This window comes from Rheinheimera texasensis DSM 17496, assembly GCF_000711985.1.
GTDB classification, from domain to species: domain Bacteria; phylum Pseudomonadota; class Gammaproteobacteria; order Enterobacterales; family Alteromonadaceae; genus Pararheinheimera; species Pararheinheimera texasensis.
On the sequence record NZ_KL544006.1, the window covers coordinates 286,888 to 304,008 of the forward strand.

General features: G+C 54.0%; 13 protein-coding genes, 1 tRNA gene and 1 riboswitch. Of the genes, 9 read left to right on the forward strand and 5 right to left on the reverse strand.

The features are described from left to right. Nucleotides 1-33: 33 nt before the first annotated feature. The gene (locus Q399_RS21760) at nucleotides 34-543 is read right to left on the reverse strand and encodes a hypothetical protein (protein ID WP_157836347.1); all 510 of its coding nucleotides are present in this window, start codon (nucleotides 541-543) and stop codon (nucleotides 34-36) included. A 246-nt stretch (nucleotides 544-789) separates the two neighbouring features. Further along, nucleotides 790-890, forward strand: a riboswitch (TPP riboswitch). Between the two features lie 241 nt (nucleotides 891-1,131). On the opposite strand from Q399_RS21760, the gene thiC reads away from it, so the two are divergent. From thiC to Q399_RS0118425, 8 genes are all read left to right on the forward strand, one after another. Then, a complete protein-coding gene (gene thiC / locus Q399_RS0118390; RefSeq protein WP_051686165.1) occupies nucleotides 1,132-2,958 on the forward strand; it encodes a phosphomethylpyrimidine synthase ThiC in 1,827 nt (608 codons plus the stop codon). Further along, a complete protein-coding gene (locus tag Q399_RS0118395) occupies nucleotides 2,945-4,531 on the forward strand; it encodes a thiamine phosphate synthase (protein ID WP_031571108.1) in 1,587 nt (528 codons plus the stop codon). Before thiC ends, Q399_RS0118395 begins: the two co-directional genes overlap by 14 nt. After that, complete coding sequence (locus Q399_RS0118400; RefSeq protein WP_051686166.1) at nucleotides 4,518-5,375, forward strand: HesA/MoeB/ThiF family protein; 858 nt, start codon at nucleotides 4,518-4,520, stop codon at nucleotides 5,373-5,375. Before Q399_RS0118395 ends, Q399_RS0118400 begins: the two co-directional genes overlap by 14 nt. Further along, on the forward strand, nucleotides 5,375-5,575 hold the full coding sequence (gene thiS / locus Q399_RS0118405; RefSeq protein ID WP_031571114.1) for a sulfur carrier protein ThiS: 201 nt from the start codon (nucleotides 5,375-5,377) through the stop codon (nucleotides 5,573-5,575). The genes Q399_RS0118400 and thiS overlap by 1 nt, the downstream gene beginning before the upstream one ends. A gap of 1 nt (nucleotide 5,576) precedes the next feature. Further along, nucleotides 5,577-6,359 (forward strand): thiazole synthase, encoded by a 783-nt coding sequence (locus Q399_RS0118410; protein WP_031571117.1) that lies wholly within the window; start codon nucleotides 5,577-5,579, stop codon nucleotides 6,357-6,359. After that, the gene (gene thiH, locus Q399_RS0118415) at nucleotides 6,359-7,489 is read left to right on the forward strand and encodes a 2-iminoacetate synthase ThiH (protein ID WP_031571120.1); all 1,131 of its coding nucleotides are present in this window, start codon (nucleotides 6,359-6,361) and stop codon (nucleotides 7,487-7,489) included. Before Q399_RS0118410 ends, thiH begins: the two co-directional genes overlap by 1 nt. Before the next feature lie 123 nt (nucleotides 7,490-7,612). Beyond that, entirely contained in the window at nucleotides 7,613-8,686 is a 1,074-nt protein-coding gene (locus Q399_RS0118420) for an efflux RND transporter periplasmic adaptor subunit (RefSeq protein ID WP_157836348.1), read from the forward strand. Between the two features lie 214 nt (nucleotides 8,687-8,900). Next, nucleotides 8,901-10,001 carry a M35 family metalloendopeptidase gene (locus Q399_RS0118425; RefSeq protein WP_031571125.1) on the forward strand — a complete coding sequence of 367 codons (1,101 nt, stop codon included), beginning with the start codon at nucleotides 8,901-8,903 and terminating at the stop codon, nucleotides 9,999-10,001. Between the two features lie 55 nt (nucleotides 10,002-10,056). Here Q399_RS0118425 and Q399_RS0118430 read toward each other — a convergent pair whose 3' ends face one another. The 4 genes from Q399_RS0118430 to Q399_RS0118450 form a co-directional block, all read right to left on the reverse strand. Beyond that, nucleotides 10,057-11,841 carry a M14 family metallopeptidase gene (locus Q399_RS0118430; protein WP_051686167.1) on the reverse strand — a complete coding sequence of 595 codons (1,785 nt, stop codon included), beginning with the start codon at nucleotides 11,839-11,841 and terminating at the stop codon, nucleotides 10,057-10,059. 278 nt (nucleotides 11,842-12,119) lie between these two features. Next, nucleotides 12,120-12,914, reverse strand: coding sequence for a putative porin (locus Q399_RS0118440; RefSeq protein ID WP_031571132.1), 795 nt, complete (start codon nucleotides 12,912-12,914; stop codon nucleotides 12,120-12,122). Nucleotides 12,915-13,119: 205 nt separating this feature from the next. Then, nucleotides 13,120-15,141 carry an excinuclease ABC subunit UvrB gene (gene uvrB / locus Q399_RS0118445; protein WP_422784854.1) on the reverse strand — a complete coding sequence of 674 codons (2,022 nt, stop codon included), beginning with the start codon at nucleotides 15,139-15,141 and terminating at the stop codon, nucleotides 13,120-13,122. Continuing rightward, nucleotides 15,098-16,477 carry an MATE family efflux transporter gene (locus Q399_RS0118450; RefSeq protein ID WP_031571137.1) on the reverse strand — a complete coding sequence of 460 codons (1,380 nt, stop codon included), beginning with the start codon at nucleotides 16,475-16,477 and terminating at the stop codon, nucleotides 15,098-15,100. The genes uvrB and Q399_RS0118450 overlap by 44 nt, the downstream gene beginning before the upstream one ends. 566 nt (nucleotides 16,478-17,043) lie before the next feature. On the opposite strand from Q399_RS0118450, the gene Q399_RS0118460 reads away from it, so the two are divergent. Continuing rightward, nucleotides 17,044-17,120 (forward strand) — tRNA-Asn (locus Q399_RS0118460). Nucleotide 17,121: the final 1 nt, after the last annotated feature.

Sequence of the window (17,121 nt, forward strand, 5' to 3'; positions counted from 1 at the left end):
TTGATTTTATAGAAAATAAAAAGGCCTGATAGTTCAGGCCTTTTTCACATCTGACGTGCGCCACAAGGTAGTTTTGACCTTCATAGAGATGAGAGCAATAACAATTGCCGGGCTCGCGGGAAGGAGTGGCAGCACCGGGCCAAGCGCGAAACTCAGTCCAGCAACATAGCCGACAACGTATTCGACGCGGTAAAGTGGTAACCACAAAGCCAGCACAAACGTTAGCAAAATAGCGCCAATCAGTATTGATTCTTGTTGATTCAGGAATAAGGCTGCGAGCATCAGACCATACAGTAAAGCCCCCAACACGCAACGCCACATCAGGGCTGCCCCCTCCGCTTGCACCAGACGACAGGCTGTAAGAGCCCCAAGCATTGGAAGTAAAACTAGCCCCCAAACATTAGAGATCGATGGGAGTGTGGGATCTGCCAGGAGGTGATGCGAATCAATCCCCCCTTGCCAAAGCTGCCACAATAGCTGAGAACTGATAACAAGCACACTGAGCATAAACAATAGGAGCGCCTGTATCCGCCGATTTTGCATAAACATGTCCTAGATAAAAACAACTCTTGCCAAGTTAGCAAGCCATCTTCAGCAAATTCCGCAATGATTGTAAGCAAATTACAGTGACAATATGAAACACCAGAGAGACAAGCTGGCAGCTGGCATGAGTTCAAAGCATAAAATAGTGAACGTAAGGTAAAGAAAAATTACAATTCAGCATCAGTAAAATCATAAACAGTACGGTATTTCTGCATTGTCAGGCGCAGATTTTTTTGCTTATACTGCGCGCACTTGTCGGAGTGCCCACCGGGCTGAGACCGCGAAAGCGGATACCGTTGAACCTGATCAGGTTAGAACCTGCGAAGGGAAACAAGGGGATCACTGCAACCCTGCTGCAACAGATCCATACAGTGCCAAACCTTTGAGAGAAGGTGTTGCTGGATGTGAACGCGCAGCAGATCTGCAGTTGTCTGTGCTGTTGGATATTTCACCGGTGTTTCCGGTGCCTATCCATCCGCGCTGACTTTCTATCACATGTATGTCGCCCCCGGCGCTGCGAGGCTGCCGGCACAGCAACACACATCTGCCCCACTCCGGACAAGCAACTCAACTTTATTGGAGCTTGCTATGTCTGACTGCACAACTACATCACAAACGGCGCCACAGCTTAAACGTCGCGATAAACGCGAAGCGGCGCGCCAGTTTATTGTCGATTTTAAAACCGCCGCTTACACCGGTTCCCGCCGGATTTACCTGCAAAGTGCGGATGGCTCGGTTGCGGTACCTTGCCGTGAAGTGGCCTTACACCCGTCGTCAGATGGCAGCGCCAATGCGCCGGTGCCCCTCTATGACTGCAGCGGGCCTTATGGTGATGCCGGTTATCAGGCCGATGTCAGCCGCGGTTTACCCAAGCTTCGCGCCGGCTGGATAGCCGCCCGTGGCGATACTGAACCCTGTGCTGCGCCTTTGTCGGCGCTTGCGGTAGAACTGGACGCGCAACAAGGCCAGTTTAGCCATGCCGTACGTCAGGCCTTACCGGGCAACAGACCGACTCAACTCGCTTATGCCCGTGCCGGCATCATCACGCCGGAAATGCAGTTTGTGGCGCTGAGGGAAAATATGACGCGCGCCGCGCAGCAGCAGGCTGCCAGCGATTTGCAGCCACAACATGCCGGCGAAAGTTTTGGCGCCGGTATTCCGGCACAAATAGACGCCGAATTTGTCCGTAGCGAAATTGCCGCCGGCCGCGCCATTTTGCCGGCCAATATCAATCACCCGGAAGCCGAACCGATGATTATCGGCCGCAATTTTCTGGTCAAAGTGAATGCCAATATCGGCAATTCGGCAGTCAGTTCCAGCATCGAAGAAGAAGTGGAAAAGCTGCTATGGTCAGTGCGCTGGGGTGCAGATACTGTGATGGATTTATCCACCGGCCGGCATATTCACCAGACCCGCGAATGGATTTTACGTAACTCGCCGGTGCCCATCGGCACAGTGCCGATTTATCAGGCGCTGGAAAAAGTGCGCGGTGATGTAGAAAAACTGAGCTGGGCGCTTTTTCGAGATACCTTAATCGAACAGGCCGAGCAAGGCGTCGATTACTTCACCATTCACGCCGGCGTATTAAAAGATTTTATTCCGCTGACGGCCAAACGTATCACCGGCATTGTGTCGCGCGGCGGTGCTATTCTGGCGCAGTGGTGTCAGCGGAAAAACAGCGAAAACTTTCTCTATCAGCATTTTGCCGAGATTTGCCAGATTTGCGCCCAATATGACGTGTCGTTAAGCCTTGGTGATGGCTTGCGCCCGGGCTGTGTTGCCGACGCAAATGACGCAGCGCAGTTTGCTGAACTGCGCACTTTGGGTGAGCTGACCAAAATCGCCTGGGAATATGATGTGCAGGTGATGATTGAAGGCCCGGGCCATGTGCCGCTGCAATTGGTGCAGGCCAATATGACAGAGCAGCTGAACCATTGCCATGGCGCGCCGTTTTACACTTTAGGCCCGCTTATCACCGACATCTCGCCGGGCTATGACCATATCGCCTCCGGCATCGGTGCGGCGCTCATCGGTTGGTTTGGCTGCGCCATGCTGTGTTACGTCACACCCAAAGAGCATTTGGGCCTGCCGGACAAAGAAGATGTCAAGCAAGGGCTAATTGCCTACAAAATTGCCGCGCACGCCGCCGATTTAGCCAAAGGTCATCCCGGCGCGCAGCTACGCGACAACGCCTTGTCCAAAGCGCGGTATGAATTCCGCTGGCTGGATCAATTTCATTTATCGCTCGACCCTGATACCGCCAAAACCTATTACCAGGCAGCGCTGCCGGAAGGTGCCGACACTGAGTTCTGTGCCATGTGTGGGCCAAAATTCTGCTCGATGAAACTGAATCAAACGGTGAAAGCCGGTTCTTTGTCAGCACCAAAGCCGGAGCACGCCGATGAACCTGCCTGAACCCGGTTTGATCTGGCTCATCGGCGGCTCGGATTGCAGCGCTTTGGCCGGTATTCAGGCGGATTTGGCCACAGCGCAGGACTTGCATGTGCCGGCTGCTACTGTGCTGACTGCAGTAACTGCGCAACACAATGGTGCTGTGCTGGCAGTGAATCCGGTTACGCCTGCGGTGCTGAAATCGCAGCTGGATGCTCTTGCAGCTGACGGCCAGCCGCAGCCGGTCGCCATAAAAATTGGGCTGGTGCCGGACAGTGCCACGCTGGAGCTGCTTGTCGACTGGCTGCGTCGCTTCAAGCAACAACAGCCGCAGGTCTGGATCATTGTCGATCCGGTACACGTAGCAAGCTGCGGGGAGACCCTGCAACGCCTGAGTCCGTCAGCATTGGCGCCGTTGCTGGCGCTGACCGACGTGCTGACGCCCAATGGCCCCGAACTGCGGGCGCTGGCCGGTTTAGCTGCCGATGCGGAGGTACAGCTTGCGGTCCGGCTGTTATTCGCCAGCGGCGTCAAAGCCATCTGGTGTAAAGATGGTCATGGCGGCGGCGCGATGCTTCGCGAACAGCTGTATCTGCATCCGGCGGCGACACAAAGCTTTAAACTTTGGCCGGTGCAGGCACTTTGCAACGCTTTGTCAGCCGGCGCGCCACAAAACGTAATGCAACTGGAAAAACCGCGGCTGAGCGGTAGCTGGCGCGGTACCGGTTGCAGTTTTGCCACGGCGCTGGCCTGTGCCTTAGCGCAGCCGATGCTGTTGCCGGATGCATTTGTGCTGGCAAGTCTTTACTTACAACAATGCCTGCAGCACCCGGCCACAAAGCCACATCAGCTTGGCCGGCCCGGCTGGCCGCTGGCGTTGCACGTGCAAGATCACATCAGCGTGCGTGGCCCTTTGGCGGGTGCGAAGCAAAACGTCCGCGCCGGCTTTGCGCCGCTGCAGCAGGCCCCCGGCATTTATCCGGTCGTCAGCAATTTCAGTCAGTTGGCGGCGGTCGCTGCAGCCGGTGTGCGCACCATCCAACTTCGTGTGAAAACCGGTACATCAGTGCAGCTGCGCCAGCAACTGCAGGCCGCCATCGCCTTTGGCCGGCAACATCAGCTGCAGCTGTTTATCAACGACCACTGGCAACTGGCGCTGGAGCTGGGTGCTTATGGTGTGCATCTTGGCCAGGAAGATTTACTCGAAGCCGACCTTAGCGCGCTGCAACAGGCCGGCCTGCGCCTTGGCATTTCCACCCACGGTTATCTGGAGCTATTGCAGGCGCTGCAGCTGCGCCCTTCTTACATCGCGCTGGGCCATGTGTTTGCCACGCCAACCAAAGATATGCCGTCCATCCCACAAGGTCTGCGCTTGCTGGCCCGCCAGCAGCGGCTTTGTCAGCAACAGCACATTCCGGGGGTGGCCATTGGCGGCATTGACGCTTCGCATTTGCCAGCGTTGCGGATGATGGGATTGTCCGGCGTAGCAATGGTACGGGCTGTGGTGGAGGCGACGGATATCCGAGCGCGCTGCGAGCAGCTGCAGCAATTATGGCATCAGGCTCCGGCCGGAGAAAGCGCTTATGAACCTATCTGACAACGAATTTATCCGCTATAGCCGTAGTCTGATGCTCGGTGATGACGCTCTGGAACGCCAACTCAGGCTGCGACAGGCTCGGGTGCTGGTGCTTGGGCTCGGCGGGCTGGGTTGCCCTGTCGCCAGCACTTTGGTCAGTGCCGGCGTGGGTGCTCTGACTTTGATTGATGGTGATGTCGTGGAATTATCTAATCTGCCGCGCCAGCAACTGTATCAAACCAACGATGTTGGTAAACCCAAGGCCGAAGTCGCAGCGGCGCGGCTGCGCCAGCACAACCCGCATCCACAACTTCAAGTACTGCAGTGCCGGCTAAATGACGAGGCACTGCGTGAGGCCGCTGAAGTTTGTGATGTACTGGTGGATTGCAGCGACAACCTGCCGACCCGGCTGCAGCTGAACCGGCTGGCGCGCGAAACCGGCAAACCGCTGTTTGCCGGCGCAGTCAGCGGTGCTTCGGCACAGCTGTATCTGCTCAATCGCCACAGTGCCTGTTATCAGTGCCTGGTCGACCCCGACTGGCAGGTGTTGCAAAACTGCCGCAGCATGGGCGTGGACCCGGCGCTGGTGACTTTGACCGCACAGCAGCTGGCCTGGCTGTTGTTGCAGTATTTACAGGCTTCAGCGGACCAAATTGCACAGGCAGTCCCGTTCGGGCAAGCAAATCAAATCCCCTTCGGGCAGGCAAATCCAGTGCCCTTCGGGCACGCTAGCTCAATCCCCTTCGGCCACTATGGCCGTTTTGCTGCAAGTGGCAATCACATCGGTTTTCACTGGTACCCGCTACAGCAGGACCCGGGCTGCACCTGCTGCGGCGTTAGTTCTGCTCCAGAAGGAGAAGTTTGATGCTGTATATCAATCAACAAAAAAGCGCACTGCAAGCCAGCACGCTGGCAGACCTCGCTGAGCAACTTGCACTGCCGACGCAAGGGGTCGCTTTGGTGCTGAACCGGCAACTGCTGCCGCGAGCCCTGTGGGCACAAACGCCGCTGTCAACAGAGCAGGACCATCATATCGAAATTTTTCAGCTGGTTGCCGGAGGTTAACATGCTGACGATTGCCGGAAAGACCTTTCACTCGCACTTGTTACTTGGCAGCGGCAAGTTTCAAAGCGCTTTGCAGATGCAGCAGGCCGTGCGGGCCAGTGGCACTGAACTGGTGACACTGGCACTTAAACGCCTGCAGCCCGGAGCCCCATTAGACGATTTATTCAGCCCGCTGCAAGCACTTGGTGTGCAGTTATTGCCCAATACCTCAGGCGCCCGCACTGCGGAAGAAGCGGTACAAGCAGCGCTGCTGGCGCGGGAAGCTGTCGGCACCCACTGGTTGAAATTAGAAATTCACCCGGAGCCAAAATATCTGCTGCCGGACCCGCGGGAAACGCTAAAAGCCGCCGAGAAGCTGTGTGATCTGGGCTTTGTGGTGTTGCCGTATTGCAGCGCCGATCCGCTGCATTGTAAGCAGCTGGAACAGGCCGGCTGTGCCGCCGTGATGCCGCTCGGTGCGCCGATTGGCTCCAATCAGGGCCTGCAAAATCGCGCCATGCTGGAGATTATTATCGAGCAGGCCAATATCCCGGTGATTATTGATGCCGGCCTTGGCGCGCCGTCGGACGCGACGCTCGCGCTCGAACTTGGCGCCAATGCGGTGCTGGTCAATACCGCTATTGCCTCGAGCACTGATCCGGTTCGGATGGCGCAGGCGTTTCGTTTGGCAGTGGAAGCCGGAGTACTGGCACAGCAAAGTGGTCTTGGGATGAGGCAAGCACGAGCTCAGGCCAGCAGCCCGTTAGAGCCTGGTTTTGCCCACCTATTGGCGGGGTTATCCTGATGCCAGTCCCGATCGCTAATTTTCAGCTGACCCAACAGCAATTTGATAACTTACAGGCGCAAAGTTACCTGCCAGACCAGGCCGCGGTGCAACGGGCACTGACAGCAGCAAAACCGAGCTTTGCTGACTTACAGGCGCTGTTAAGCCCGGCCGCCGGCGAATTTCTGCCCGAACTGCTGGCCCGCGCCACCCAGTTAAAACGCCAGCGCAGTGGCCGCACCCTGTCTCTGTTTGCGCCGCTTTACCTGTCCAATCTGTGCAGCAACGAATGCAGTTATTGTGGTTTTTCCAGAAGTGTGGCGGTAAAACGGCGGATTTTAACTGTCGCTGAAGCACTGCAGGAAACCACCGCCATTCAGTCGCTTGGCATCTCGCAAATCCTGCTGGTCACCGGTGAACATCAACGCAAAGCCGGCGTCGATTATTTACTGGAAGTGACGCAGGCGCTGCGCCCGCAAGTGGCAAGGCTGATGCTGGAATCACAACCGCTTGATGTCAGGGATTACCAGCAGCTGCGCATCGCCGGCATAGATGCGGTGATGTTGTATCAGGAAACTTATGACCCACAAAGTTATGCCCGCCACCATACTTTTGGCACCAAAGCTGATATGACCAACCGATTGGCTGCGCCGTCACGCGTGGCTCAGGCCGGCATCACACAGCTTGGGATGGGCGTATTGCTGGGGCTCGCCGACTGGCGCACTGACGTGCTGGTGCTGGCGCAGCATCTGCGGCATTTGCAACAGCATTGGTATCAGCTGGCTTTTTCGGTAGCACTGCCGCGGTTAAAACCCTGCGCCGGCAAAAGTACGCAGCAAAGCGGCGTGTCAGACCGCGATTATTTGCAGCTCTTGTGTGCGCTGAAAATTTTTGCACCGGAGCTCAGTCTCAGTATTTCCACCCGCGACAGCCCGGCGCTTCGCGATTTATTGCTGAGCAGCATCGCCTGCAGCGCCAGCGCCGGCAGCAAAACCCAGCCGGGTGGTTACACAGTATCGCCCCAGAGCCTGGCGCAGTTCAGTATTGACGATGAACGCAGTCCACAGGAAATAGCGGCGATGTTGCGGGTAAATGGCGTACAGCCGGTTTGGCAGGACTGGCATCCGGTCCTTGGGCGTTATCCGGCCTGATGGTTTTTCAGCAAAATTTACCAGCGAACTGATGTTGACGGGAACTCATCGCGGCCGGTGCTGGTCAACTCCATCTCTTTTGGGTATAAGAAACTTTGTTGCACTAACAGCGGGGGCGTTGTGTTGTTCAAGCCTGATCGTTTGCGGTTTTTTACCGGCTTTGCCTTGTTATGGGCCTTTAGCAGCGCAGCTGCCGACAAAACCGTGTTAACTGACGTGGTGCTGGCGCATCATGCCGCTGTAGTACATCCTCTCAACTGCACAGTCACTGCACCGCAAAGTTTTCGTATTTCCAGCCATGCCACCGCAGAACTGCTACAAATGTTGCCGGTTGGCAGCTCAGTGAAAAAAGGCCAGCTGGTGGCGAAACAGGACGACGCCTACCTGCAACGGCAAATCAATATCATCAAAACCGACATCGAAGCCGCGCGGGTGGCGAAAAATTTTGCCAGCGAAGAATTTCACCGGATGAACCGGTTGAGTAAATCCGGCCTCACCGCCGCCAGCGAAATTAATAATCTGAAGTTTCAGCTCGACAGTTCTGAGCTGAAAATCCAGCGGCTGGAGCAGGAACTGCAGCTGGCGCAAATGAAACAGAAACGCTTAAGCCACTTTGCGCCTTTTGATGCGCAGGTGATGAGTGTCAGTTCCGAACCCGGTTCACAACTGGTCGAAGGCCAGCCCATCATGCAACTGCTGTCTACCCAAAATAAACAGCTGGAGTGTTTACTGCCGGTCATCAGCTACAGCAGCAATGCCGAGCTGCAACGCCATCAGTTTATTCTGCAGGGTAAGCCACTGAAACTACGCGAAGTCAGCCAGCAGCTGGATGCCAAAGCCGAACATCTGACGCTGTATTTTGACCATCCGGCGCAGGATCGCAGCAACTTACTGGTCGGCCAGGTGCAGATCATCGATATGCAGGTGCAATCTGACACCATCACCAAAGTACCGAATGAAGCGATTGAACTGGAAGGCGAAGTGTTTCGCACCTGGAAAATTGACCAGGACGATAAAGCTGAACGGGTGACACTGAAAATCCTGTCGACCTTAGACACCCATTATATCGTTGAATCGGCGCTGCGCCCCGGCGACAAAGTGGTGGTCCGTGGTCAGCATGGCCTGCAAAATGGTCAGGAAGTGAAAGTCGACAGCAAACCCGACGCCGGGGGACGCAGCATGCTGCATTATGAATAACGCCGGGGTTTCATCATCCAATAGCAAACAAGTTCAGCGAGGGGCCGCCATACAGCGGCCGCTTCATTTATATTAGAAATTTTTGATATTTTTCTGATGTTTTTGCCCGCCCCTTGAGACCAGACACAAAAAACCTGTAACTGAGTGTGACTGATCAGCACCGATCAGCCTGATGCGAACCCATCAGATCAAACAACAATAAACAGGAACATGTATGAAACTCAGCGTATTTTCCACCGCGCTGCTGACCGCCCTGTCAGCAAATACCGCATTCGCCGGCGACATTGAAGTCAGCATCGATACAGCACAGCAGCAGTTTGCAGCCAGCGACGACGTCCGCCTGACCGTCAGGCTGCACAATACATCCAATAAACCACAGCGCATTCTACGCTGGTACACGCCGGCCGACGGCCTGCAGGAAGATCTGTTTGATATCAGCATCAATGGCCAGGACGCCGCCTACACCGGCAAACGAATTAAACGCGCCGCTGCCACCGCGAAGGATTATCTGACACTGCAACCGGGCGAAAGCCGGCAGTATCAGGTTGAACTGACTGGCGCTTATGACCTGCCAGCAAGCGGCAACTACCAAATTCAATATCATGTGGAGGCGATGGCACTGCACGGTGTGGTGCCGAAACTGACTCCGCAGCAACAGACGCAGGCCGAACAAATGCTGGTGGATACTCCGGTGCCGGCGCTGCAGTCCGATGCAATTTACCGCCAGATTGACGTGGATGCCAAAGCCGCCAGCGATATCGAGTGGCCGGCACTGGTAACGCTGGCAGGCTCAGTTTCTTATGCCGCCAATTGCAGCAGCAGCCGTCGTACATCGATTGCCACAGCGCTGGCCTCCGCCAAAAACTACGCTTCGGGTTCCTACAACTATCTGTCGACTTATCCAACGGCCAGCCGCGCCAACTCGGTGCGCTACAAAACCTGGTTTGGCAGTTACACCAGTGGCCGCTGGAGCACAGTCAGCAGCAACTTTAATAAAATCAACAGCGCGCTGAATAATCAGCCATTACAGTTTGATTGTGGCTGCACCGACTCTTATTACGCTTATGTCTATCCGAATCAGCCGTACAAGATTTATTTGTGTAGTGCCTTCTGGTCAGCGGCCAATACCGGCACCGATTCCAAAGCTGGCACTATCGTGCATGAAACCAGTCATTTCACGGTTGTTGCCGATACTGACGACATTGCCTATGGGCAAAGCGCGGCCAAATCACTGGCGCTGAGTAATCCGGCGCAGGCCGTGAAAAACGCCGACAGTCATGAGTATTTCGCTGAGAATACTCCAGTGCAAAACTAAGTTCAGAATAAAAAAGCCCTGTAGTTACAGGGCTTTGTTATCGAATGACTGGCGCTTACCGCTCAATCAGCACCGGATATTTCAGATAAGTCTGGTCATAAAACGGCGAACGTTGATAGAACCAGTGGAGCCTCGCCTGACCGTCTTTGGCCAGTTTGGCATCAGCTTTCACTGCCGCCGCAAAATCCGCCGCCAGTTTTTTATTGGTTTTCAGCTCCTGCTCAATCCACGGCAGCATGGCGTAGGTCTCAAAGTACTCAGTCCGTTCAAACATGCCGTGGAAAAAGCCCCAGCTGAAAAACGAATCCGGCCCCTCGGGTTGTAACAAAGCCACTGCCAAAGCGCCGAGCGGCTGATCGGTGCTGACCCGCACCGTGCCGACCGGCAAGGTAAATTCGCCCCAGGCCGGGCTAAAACTGGCTTTGATACCAACCCGCCCTTCAAAAGAACGGCTGGCGAGTTCAGCGTTGCTGGCGCTCAGTTGCTGCAATTCCAGACTGCCGGATTTTTCCAGCCGGGTCATCGAAATGCCGTGGATTTGCAGGCGATTGATCACATCCTGATACTGCGGCGGGATCCAATAAGCTTTGGGCACTTCCACTTCCACCGCAGGTACTTTTTCCCAATACACTGGCAGAGCGTCATAATCTTTTGCCTGGCCTGTCCATTTCACATAAGGCCCGTTGATGATGTCGCTGTGCGCCATCTCATAGCTGATGCCTTTAAATGGTATTGAGTCTGGCTGTTCGGCGGCTTTAAATAACAATACCTGACGCTGCGGCCGCGCATTTTCGTCGGCTTTTTTCGCCAGTTGTAGCGCTTTGCCTTGCTGCGCCAGCAGTTGCAGGCTTTGTTCCAGCAACACATAAGTACCCAGCACCCGCTGGCGGTACGGTTTTAAACTGTGGTTTTCGACCAGAATGGTCGGTAAGTGCCGCACATCACCATAGCCTTGCGAAAACCGTGGCGTCGCGGTTGAGCCTTGCAGGCCTTTACTAAAATCCATTGGATCCACGGCAAACACTAATGGCCCTGGAATATGACCGGCCGCGCTTAACGCCTGATCAATCGCAGGCCGGTACACGCTGGCCAGCCAGCTGGCACCATTCGGGCTTTGGCTGGCAAAAGGCTCGTTAAAGCCATAAGTGATGTCGTACTGATAATCTTCGCCGTCGGTGACATGCACATCCATATACAAATCAGGCTGATAGGTATTAATAGCCCCCAGTACAGCGCGCATTTCCGGGCTGTCGGCTTTGGCATAATCGCGGTTTAAATTCAGGTTCTGCGCTGTGCTGCGCCACCCCTGCTCGACCGGGCCGCGTTGATTCATCCGGTTGAATTTGCCTTTGCGCTCATGGGCATCGACGGACAAAATCGGCACAAATAACAAATCAACCTGGGCCAGTAATTGTTGTTTATCACCATGCACGATGTCGCGCAGCAGCATCAGCCCTGCATCTTTGCCGTCAATTTCGCCGCTGTGAATACCGGCCTGCACCAACAACGTTGGCCGACCGCTTTTAACTGGGCCTTTGCCAATGAGGTCTGGCTGCATGCTGGCCTTCACTAACCAGATGTCACGGCCTTGTGGACTTTTGCCAATGGATTCCATCCGCAGTAATTCACTGCTGGCCACCAACTTCTGCAGGTAACTGACCGTTGCAGCATAATCCGGTGTTTCGGTCAGATTGGTCAGCTCCGCCGGGGTCACCCAGGGGTGTTTCGGCTGAATCAGGCTTTCAGTACTGCCCTGCCAGAGCAGCAACGGCGGTAAAGTGTCAGCCGCCAGCGCACCGGCCGACAGCAGCATCAAAGAGAAAATTACACGAGTGGTCATCAGAAATCCTGCCAGAACACAGCAGCATCAGAGTTACGATAAGCTGCTGAACAAAATGAGCAGTCAACATAACAGACCAAGGCCAGATACTGTCAAGCGCAGTTGCGGGCAACAGTGAGTTGCTGCGGTGGATCAAAGGCAGAACGACCCAGATGGCGCAAATCGCCGACAAGCTCTGGGTACCACGTACCTGCATTGTCGGCGTACCGTACTTCCTGTAAATAAAAAAAAGCCCCGCGATGCGGGGCTAAATCAGCTTGGGAACTTGGTCAAACAAATCAAAAACGGTAGCTGGCGCCAACCGCAAACTGATTTTCATCATCAGCACCCACATCGACCCGGCTCAGCGCACCACGCAGCGCCAGCTGTGGCGTGACAAAATACTCTGAACGCACTTCAACGCTGTCACCAAACACATTTTGCAGTGTTGGCATGTCGTTACGCGCGGCTAAACCAACAGACCAGTAAGGACGGATGTAATAATCAGCAGCGATGGCGTGACCATTACCTTCGTCAAAATCAGCGTAGCTGGCGGTCAACACCAGGTGGTCACCATCCATCACCGGCAGGATGGCTTTGGTGCTGAGGCCATAATCTGTGCTGCTGCCTTCATTGTCCGGATTTGTGTGATATACATCCAACGCCACTAACCAGTTTTGCTGTACAAAGAAACCGAGCTTGCCGGTCGCGCCAAAGCTGTTGTCACCGTTTAAGAAGTTCACATCTAAAGCGGCATAAAAATCGTGGCTATTGCTCATATATTCGCCACCAACACCCCAGGCATTGACATTCATTTCGTCACTGCCGCCGTCGATTTCAGTGCGGTTGTAGGTCAGGTTGGCGCTGCTGCTGCGATTTAAAAAGGCCGCTTCGCGCCATGGCTGGTTGTCACCATTCTGGATTGGTGACAGGAAATACTGCTGGCGAATTTGCAGGCCGTTGACGTCGGCTGGGCCTAAGTCTGCGCTGTTGTAATCAGCATCAGTCTGGAACTGGAAACTTTGCGCCTGTGCGCCGACTGCGATGGCTGAGGCTAAAACGGAAACAATAAAAGGAATAACTCGGGATTTCATACTGTGCCCTCCGGCAGTTAAACAAGTCGGGGGCACTTTATGATTTTGAAACTTAATTGAATCTGAACGCGAAAATGAACTGAAATATGATATCCGTTCATTTATTTATATTTATTTATTAAATTTCAATAAGATAAAAAATAACGCGCATTTTTCATTCAAGCAGAAATACGCTTTACACATATTTTGTTACAAAGATAACTGCTTAAATCTCCAACAACGCAGCCTTTAACGCATGAACCTGATCACGCAGCATAGCGGCCTGCTCAAACTCCAGATTTTTCGCATGTTGCAGCATCTGCGCTTCCAATTTTTTGATCTCAGCCTGCACCTGATATGGCGTCTTGCCTTTGATTAGTTTGGCGTGTTCTGCCACCTTCGGCAGCTCCACGTCGTCCTGACCCAAGTCCATTACATCACCAACTTTTTTGCGAATTTGCGTCGGTGTAATGCCATGGGCTTCGTTGTATGCCACTTGCTTGGCACGACGCCGGTCGGTTTCGTCAATCGCACGTTGCATCGAGCCGGTAATACGGTCAGCATATAAAATCGCTTTGCCGTTGACGTTGCGAGCCGCCCGGCCGATGGTCTGAATAAGCGATCGCTCCGAGCGCAAAAAGCCTTCTTTGTCGGCATCCAGAATCGCCACCAGCGAGACTTCCGGAATATCCAGACCTTCCCGCAATAAGTTAATGCCAACTAACACATCAAACACACCGAGGCGCAAATCGCGAATGATCTCGACCCGCTCCACCGTATCAACGTCTGAATGCAGATACCGTACCTTGATATTGTGATTGGCGAGATAATCGGTTAAATCCTCCGCCATTTTTTTCGTCAGCGTCGTGACCAGCACCCGCTCGTTGAGGCCTGCGCAGCGGATGGCTTCAGATAGCAAATCATCGACCTGAGTGCCGACCGGCCTGATCTCAATCACCGGATCAATCAGCCCCGTCGGCCGCACCACCTGCTCGGCGATATCAGTGCCGGATTTTTCCAGCTCATAAGCCGCCGGCGTTGCCGACACATAAATCCGCTGTGGCGCTATCGCTTCAAATTCTTCAAATTTCAACGGTCTGTTATCCAGTGCCGATGGCAAACGGAAGCCGTAGTTGACCAGGTTTTCTTTACGCGAACGGTCGCCGCGAAACATCGCGCCGATTTGCGAAATGGTGACATGCGACTCGTCGATAAACATCAGGCCATCGGCCGGAAAATAATCCAGCAAGGTCGGCGGCGGTTCGCCTTCGGCGCGGCCGGATAAATAACGCGAATAGTTTTCAATGCCGGAGCAATAGCCAAGCTCCACCATCATTTCCAAATCAAATAACGTGCGCTGGCCAATGCGCTGTTCTTCAATCAGTTTATTTTCCGCCAGCAGCTGGGCGCGCCGGGCCGCCAGCTCCACTTTGATTTTGTCCACCGCTTCGAGGATTTTCTCGCGCGGCGTGACATAGTGGGTTTTTGGATAAATGGTGTACCGCGCTACGATACGGTCAATAGCGCCGGTCAGCGGATCAAACAGACTGATGCGTTCGATTTCTTCATCAAACAGCTCCACCCGAACCGCCAACTCATCCGATTCGGCCGGATATATGTCGATCACATCACCACGCACCCGATACGTGGCACGTTCAAACGCCATGTCGTTACGCTGATACTGCAGCTCAGCCAGCCGGCGCAGGATAAAGCGCTGGTCCACCGTATCCCCCACGCGCAGGTGCAGCAGCATTTTCATGTACGATTCTGGATCGCCCAGACCATAGATTGCCGAAACAGACGCGATGATCACGACATCACGCCGCTCCATCAGCGCTTTGGTCGCCGACAATCGCATCTGCTCAATGTGCTCGTTAATCGAAGCGTCTTTTTCAATAAAGGTATCACTGGCCGGTACATAAGCTTCCGGCTGGTAATAGTCGTAATACGACACAAAATATTCGACTGAGTTATTGGGGAAAAACTCCTTCATCTCGCCGTACAACTGTGCCGCCAGCGTTTTATTGTGCGCCATGATTAACGTCGGCCGGTCGACTTTAGCGATGATGTTTGCCATGGTAAAAGTTTTGCCAGAGCCGGTAACACCTAACAAAGTCTGATGTGCCAATCCAGCTTCCAAACCATCAACCAGCTGGGCAATTGCCGTTGGCTGGTCGCCACCGGGCTGATAAGGCGCATGTAATTCAAACTGCTTTGACACTGACACCGTCTCCTTGCTGCAAACCATTCAGACTACGTTGAAACCATAAATACGCGATAAGTGCGATAAACAGATTGGCTGTCAATGCACCGCCGTAGACGCCGAGGACACCAAAAAGCTTGCCACCCAACCAGGCCAGCGGCACATAAAACACAAAAAGCCGCACGACGCTCAGCGCCAATGCCCGCATCGGCAGATGTAAGGCGTTTAACGACGAATTCGTCAGGATCACAATGCCCTGCAGGCCATAACCCAAAGGCAGGATCCAGATAAACCAGCAAATCAGCCGCTCGACTGCAGGTTCAGTCGAAAAGATATGTGCAATAAAAGGCGCAGTGATCGCAAGTGTTACATAAACCGCGAACTGCCATTTCAGCACAAAACGGATACACAGCTGGTAACCAGACTGCACCCGGTCAAGCTGGCAGCCGCCTAAATTCTGACTGACAAAAGGCGGCAGCGTCATCGACAGCGCCAGCACCACCAGACAGGCAATACTTTCTATCCGCGCACCGACACCAAAAGCTGCGACGGCATGTGCGCCATAACTGGCCATCACCGCGGTTAAAATAGCCATCGCCAGCGGCGTCAGCATGTTGGCACCGGCTGCAGGCAAACCGATTTGCAGAATACGCCGGCTGATGCGGATAAATTCACTAAAGCGCTGATGGCCAGTGTCGACCAGTTTGCGCCGCACCATAATCAAATAAAGAATCAAACTGAAACTGACTGCCCAGGAGATCACACTGGCTATTGACGCCCCTTCTACGCCCATCGCCGGTACCGGGCCCCAGCCAAATATCAGAATAGGATCCAGAATGGCGTTAATGAGGCCAGAGCAGGCCATCATCAGACTGGGGGTTTTGGTGTCACCAGCAGCGCGCAGCACGGCGTTGCCAATCATAGGTGTGATCAAAAGCACCGAGCCGGCGAACCACCAGCTCATATAATCATGAATAAAAGGTAAAGTGTCATCATTGGCGCCAATCAGCCGGAACAGCGGTTCCATGCCAACATAACCAATCAACGATAAAATCGCGACCAGATACGCAGATAACCATAAAGCAGCCAGGCCGTCGGCCCGCGCCATCGCAGTATCGCCACTGCCATGCGCTTTAGCGATGACCGCCGATGTGCCGATACTGAGGCCTATGGCCAGGCTAATCACAGTAAAAGTTACCGGAAAAGTGAAACTGACCGCGGCCAGCTCATGTGTTCCGAGCATACTGATAAAAAAGGTGTCGACCAGGTTAAATGACATCAGCGTGATCATGCCAAACAACATCGGAATGGTCATCCGGGTCAGAATTTGCCGGATATCACCCTGAGTCATATCAATTTTTGCTTTAGGAGAGCTGGACATAAATACCTGCGGAACACCAGAAAGCCACCATTGTAGAGAAAAGGCGGCGGCGGCTCTATCCGGTTGCGGAAAAAACTCTGTAACCAACAGTGTTGGCGGCATTTCCGGCAGTTCGCGCCTAAAAATAGTTCACAAGCTGAAACATCGCTGAAATATCCGGCAGCTTGTGGATTATTCAGCCCACTTCATATTTAACCTTTTTTGTATCTTATTGTTTTATATCAACTTAATTTTTTATCGAATTAATCTTGATCTGGCTGCAAGCCGCATTTTTATTGGTATTGCACAGGGGCGGCACGGCTCATACACAGACTTATCCACAGTTTCTGTGAGTAAGATCGTCCAACCCGCGTCGCCGCTGGATTTGCGACCAGCTTCGCAGCAGAGCATGGAATTCCCCCTATGCAACCGACACTGCATCGGTATGCAACAGGCCAAAAATGCTGGCAAATCCGCCGCTTTGGCTAAAGAATCAGCGCTTGAGTCACAACACCCCAAAAGCGCAAGTGAAAGTGTTGACAGCCTGTTTTCGGAGCATTAGTATTGCGCCCCGTTGCAGAGACAGTTCCCTAGTAGCTCAGCCGGTTAGAGCGGCGGACTGTTAATCCGTAGGTCGTTGGTTCGAGTCCAACCTGGGGAGCCAC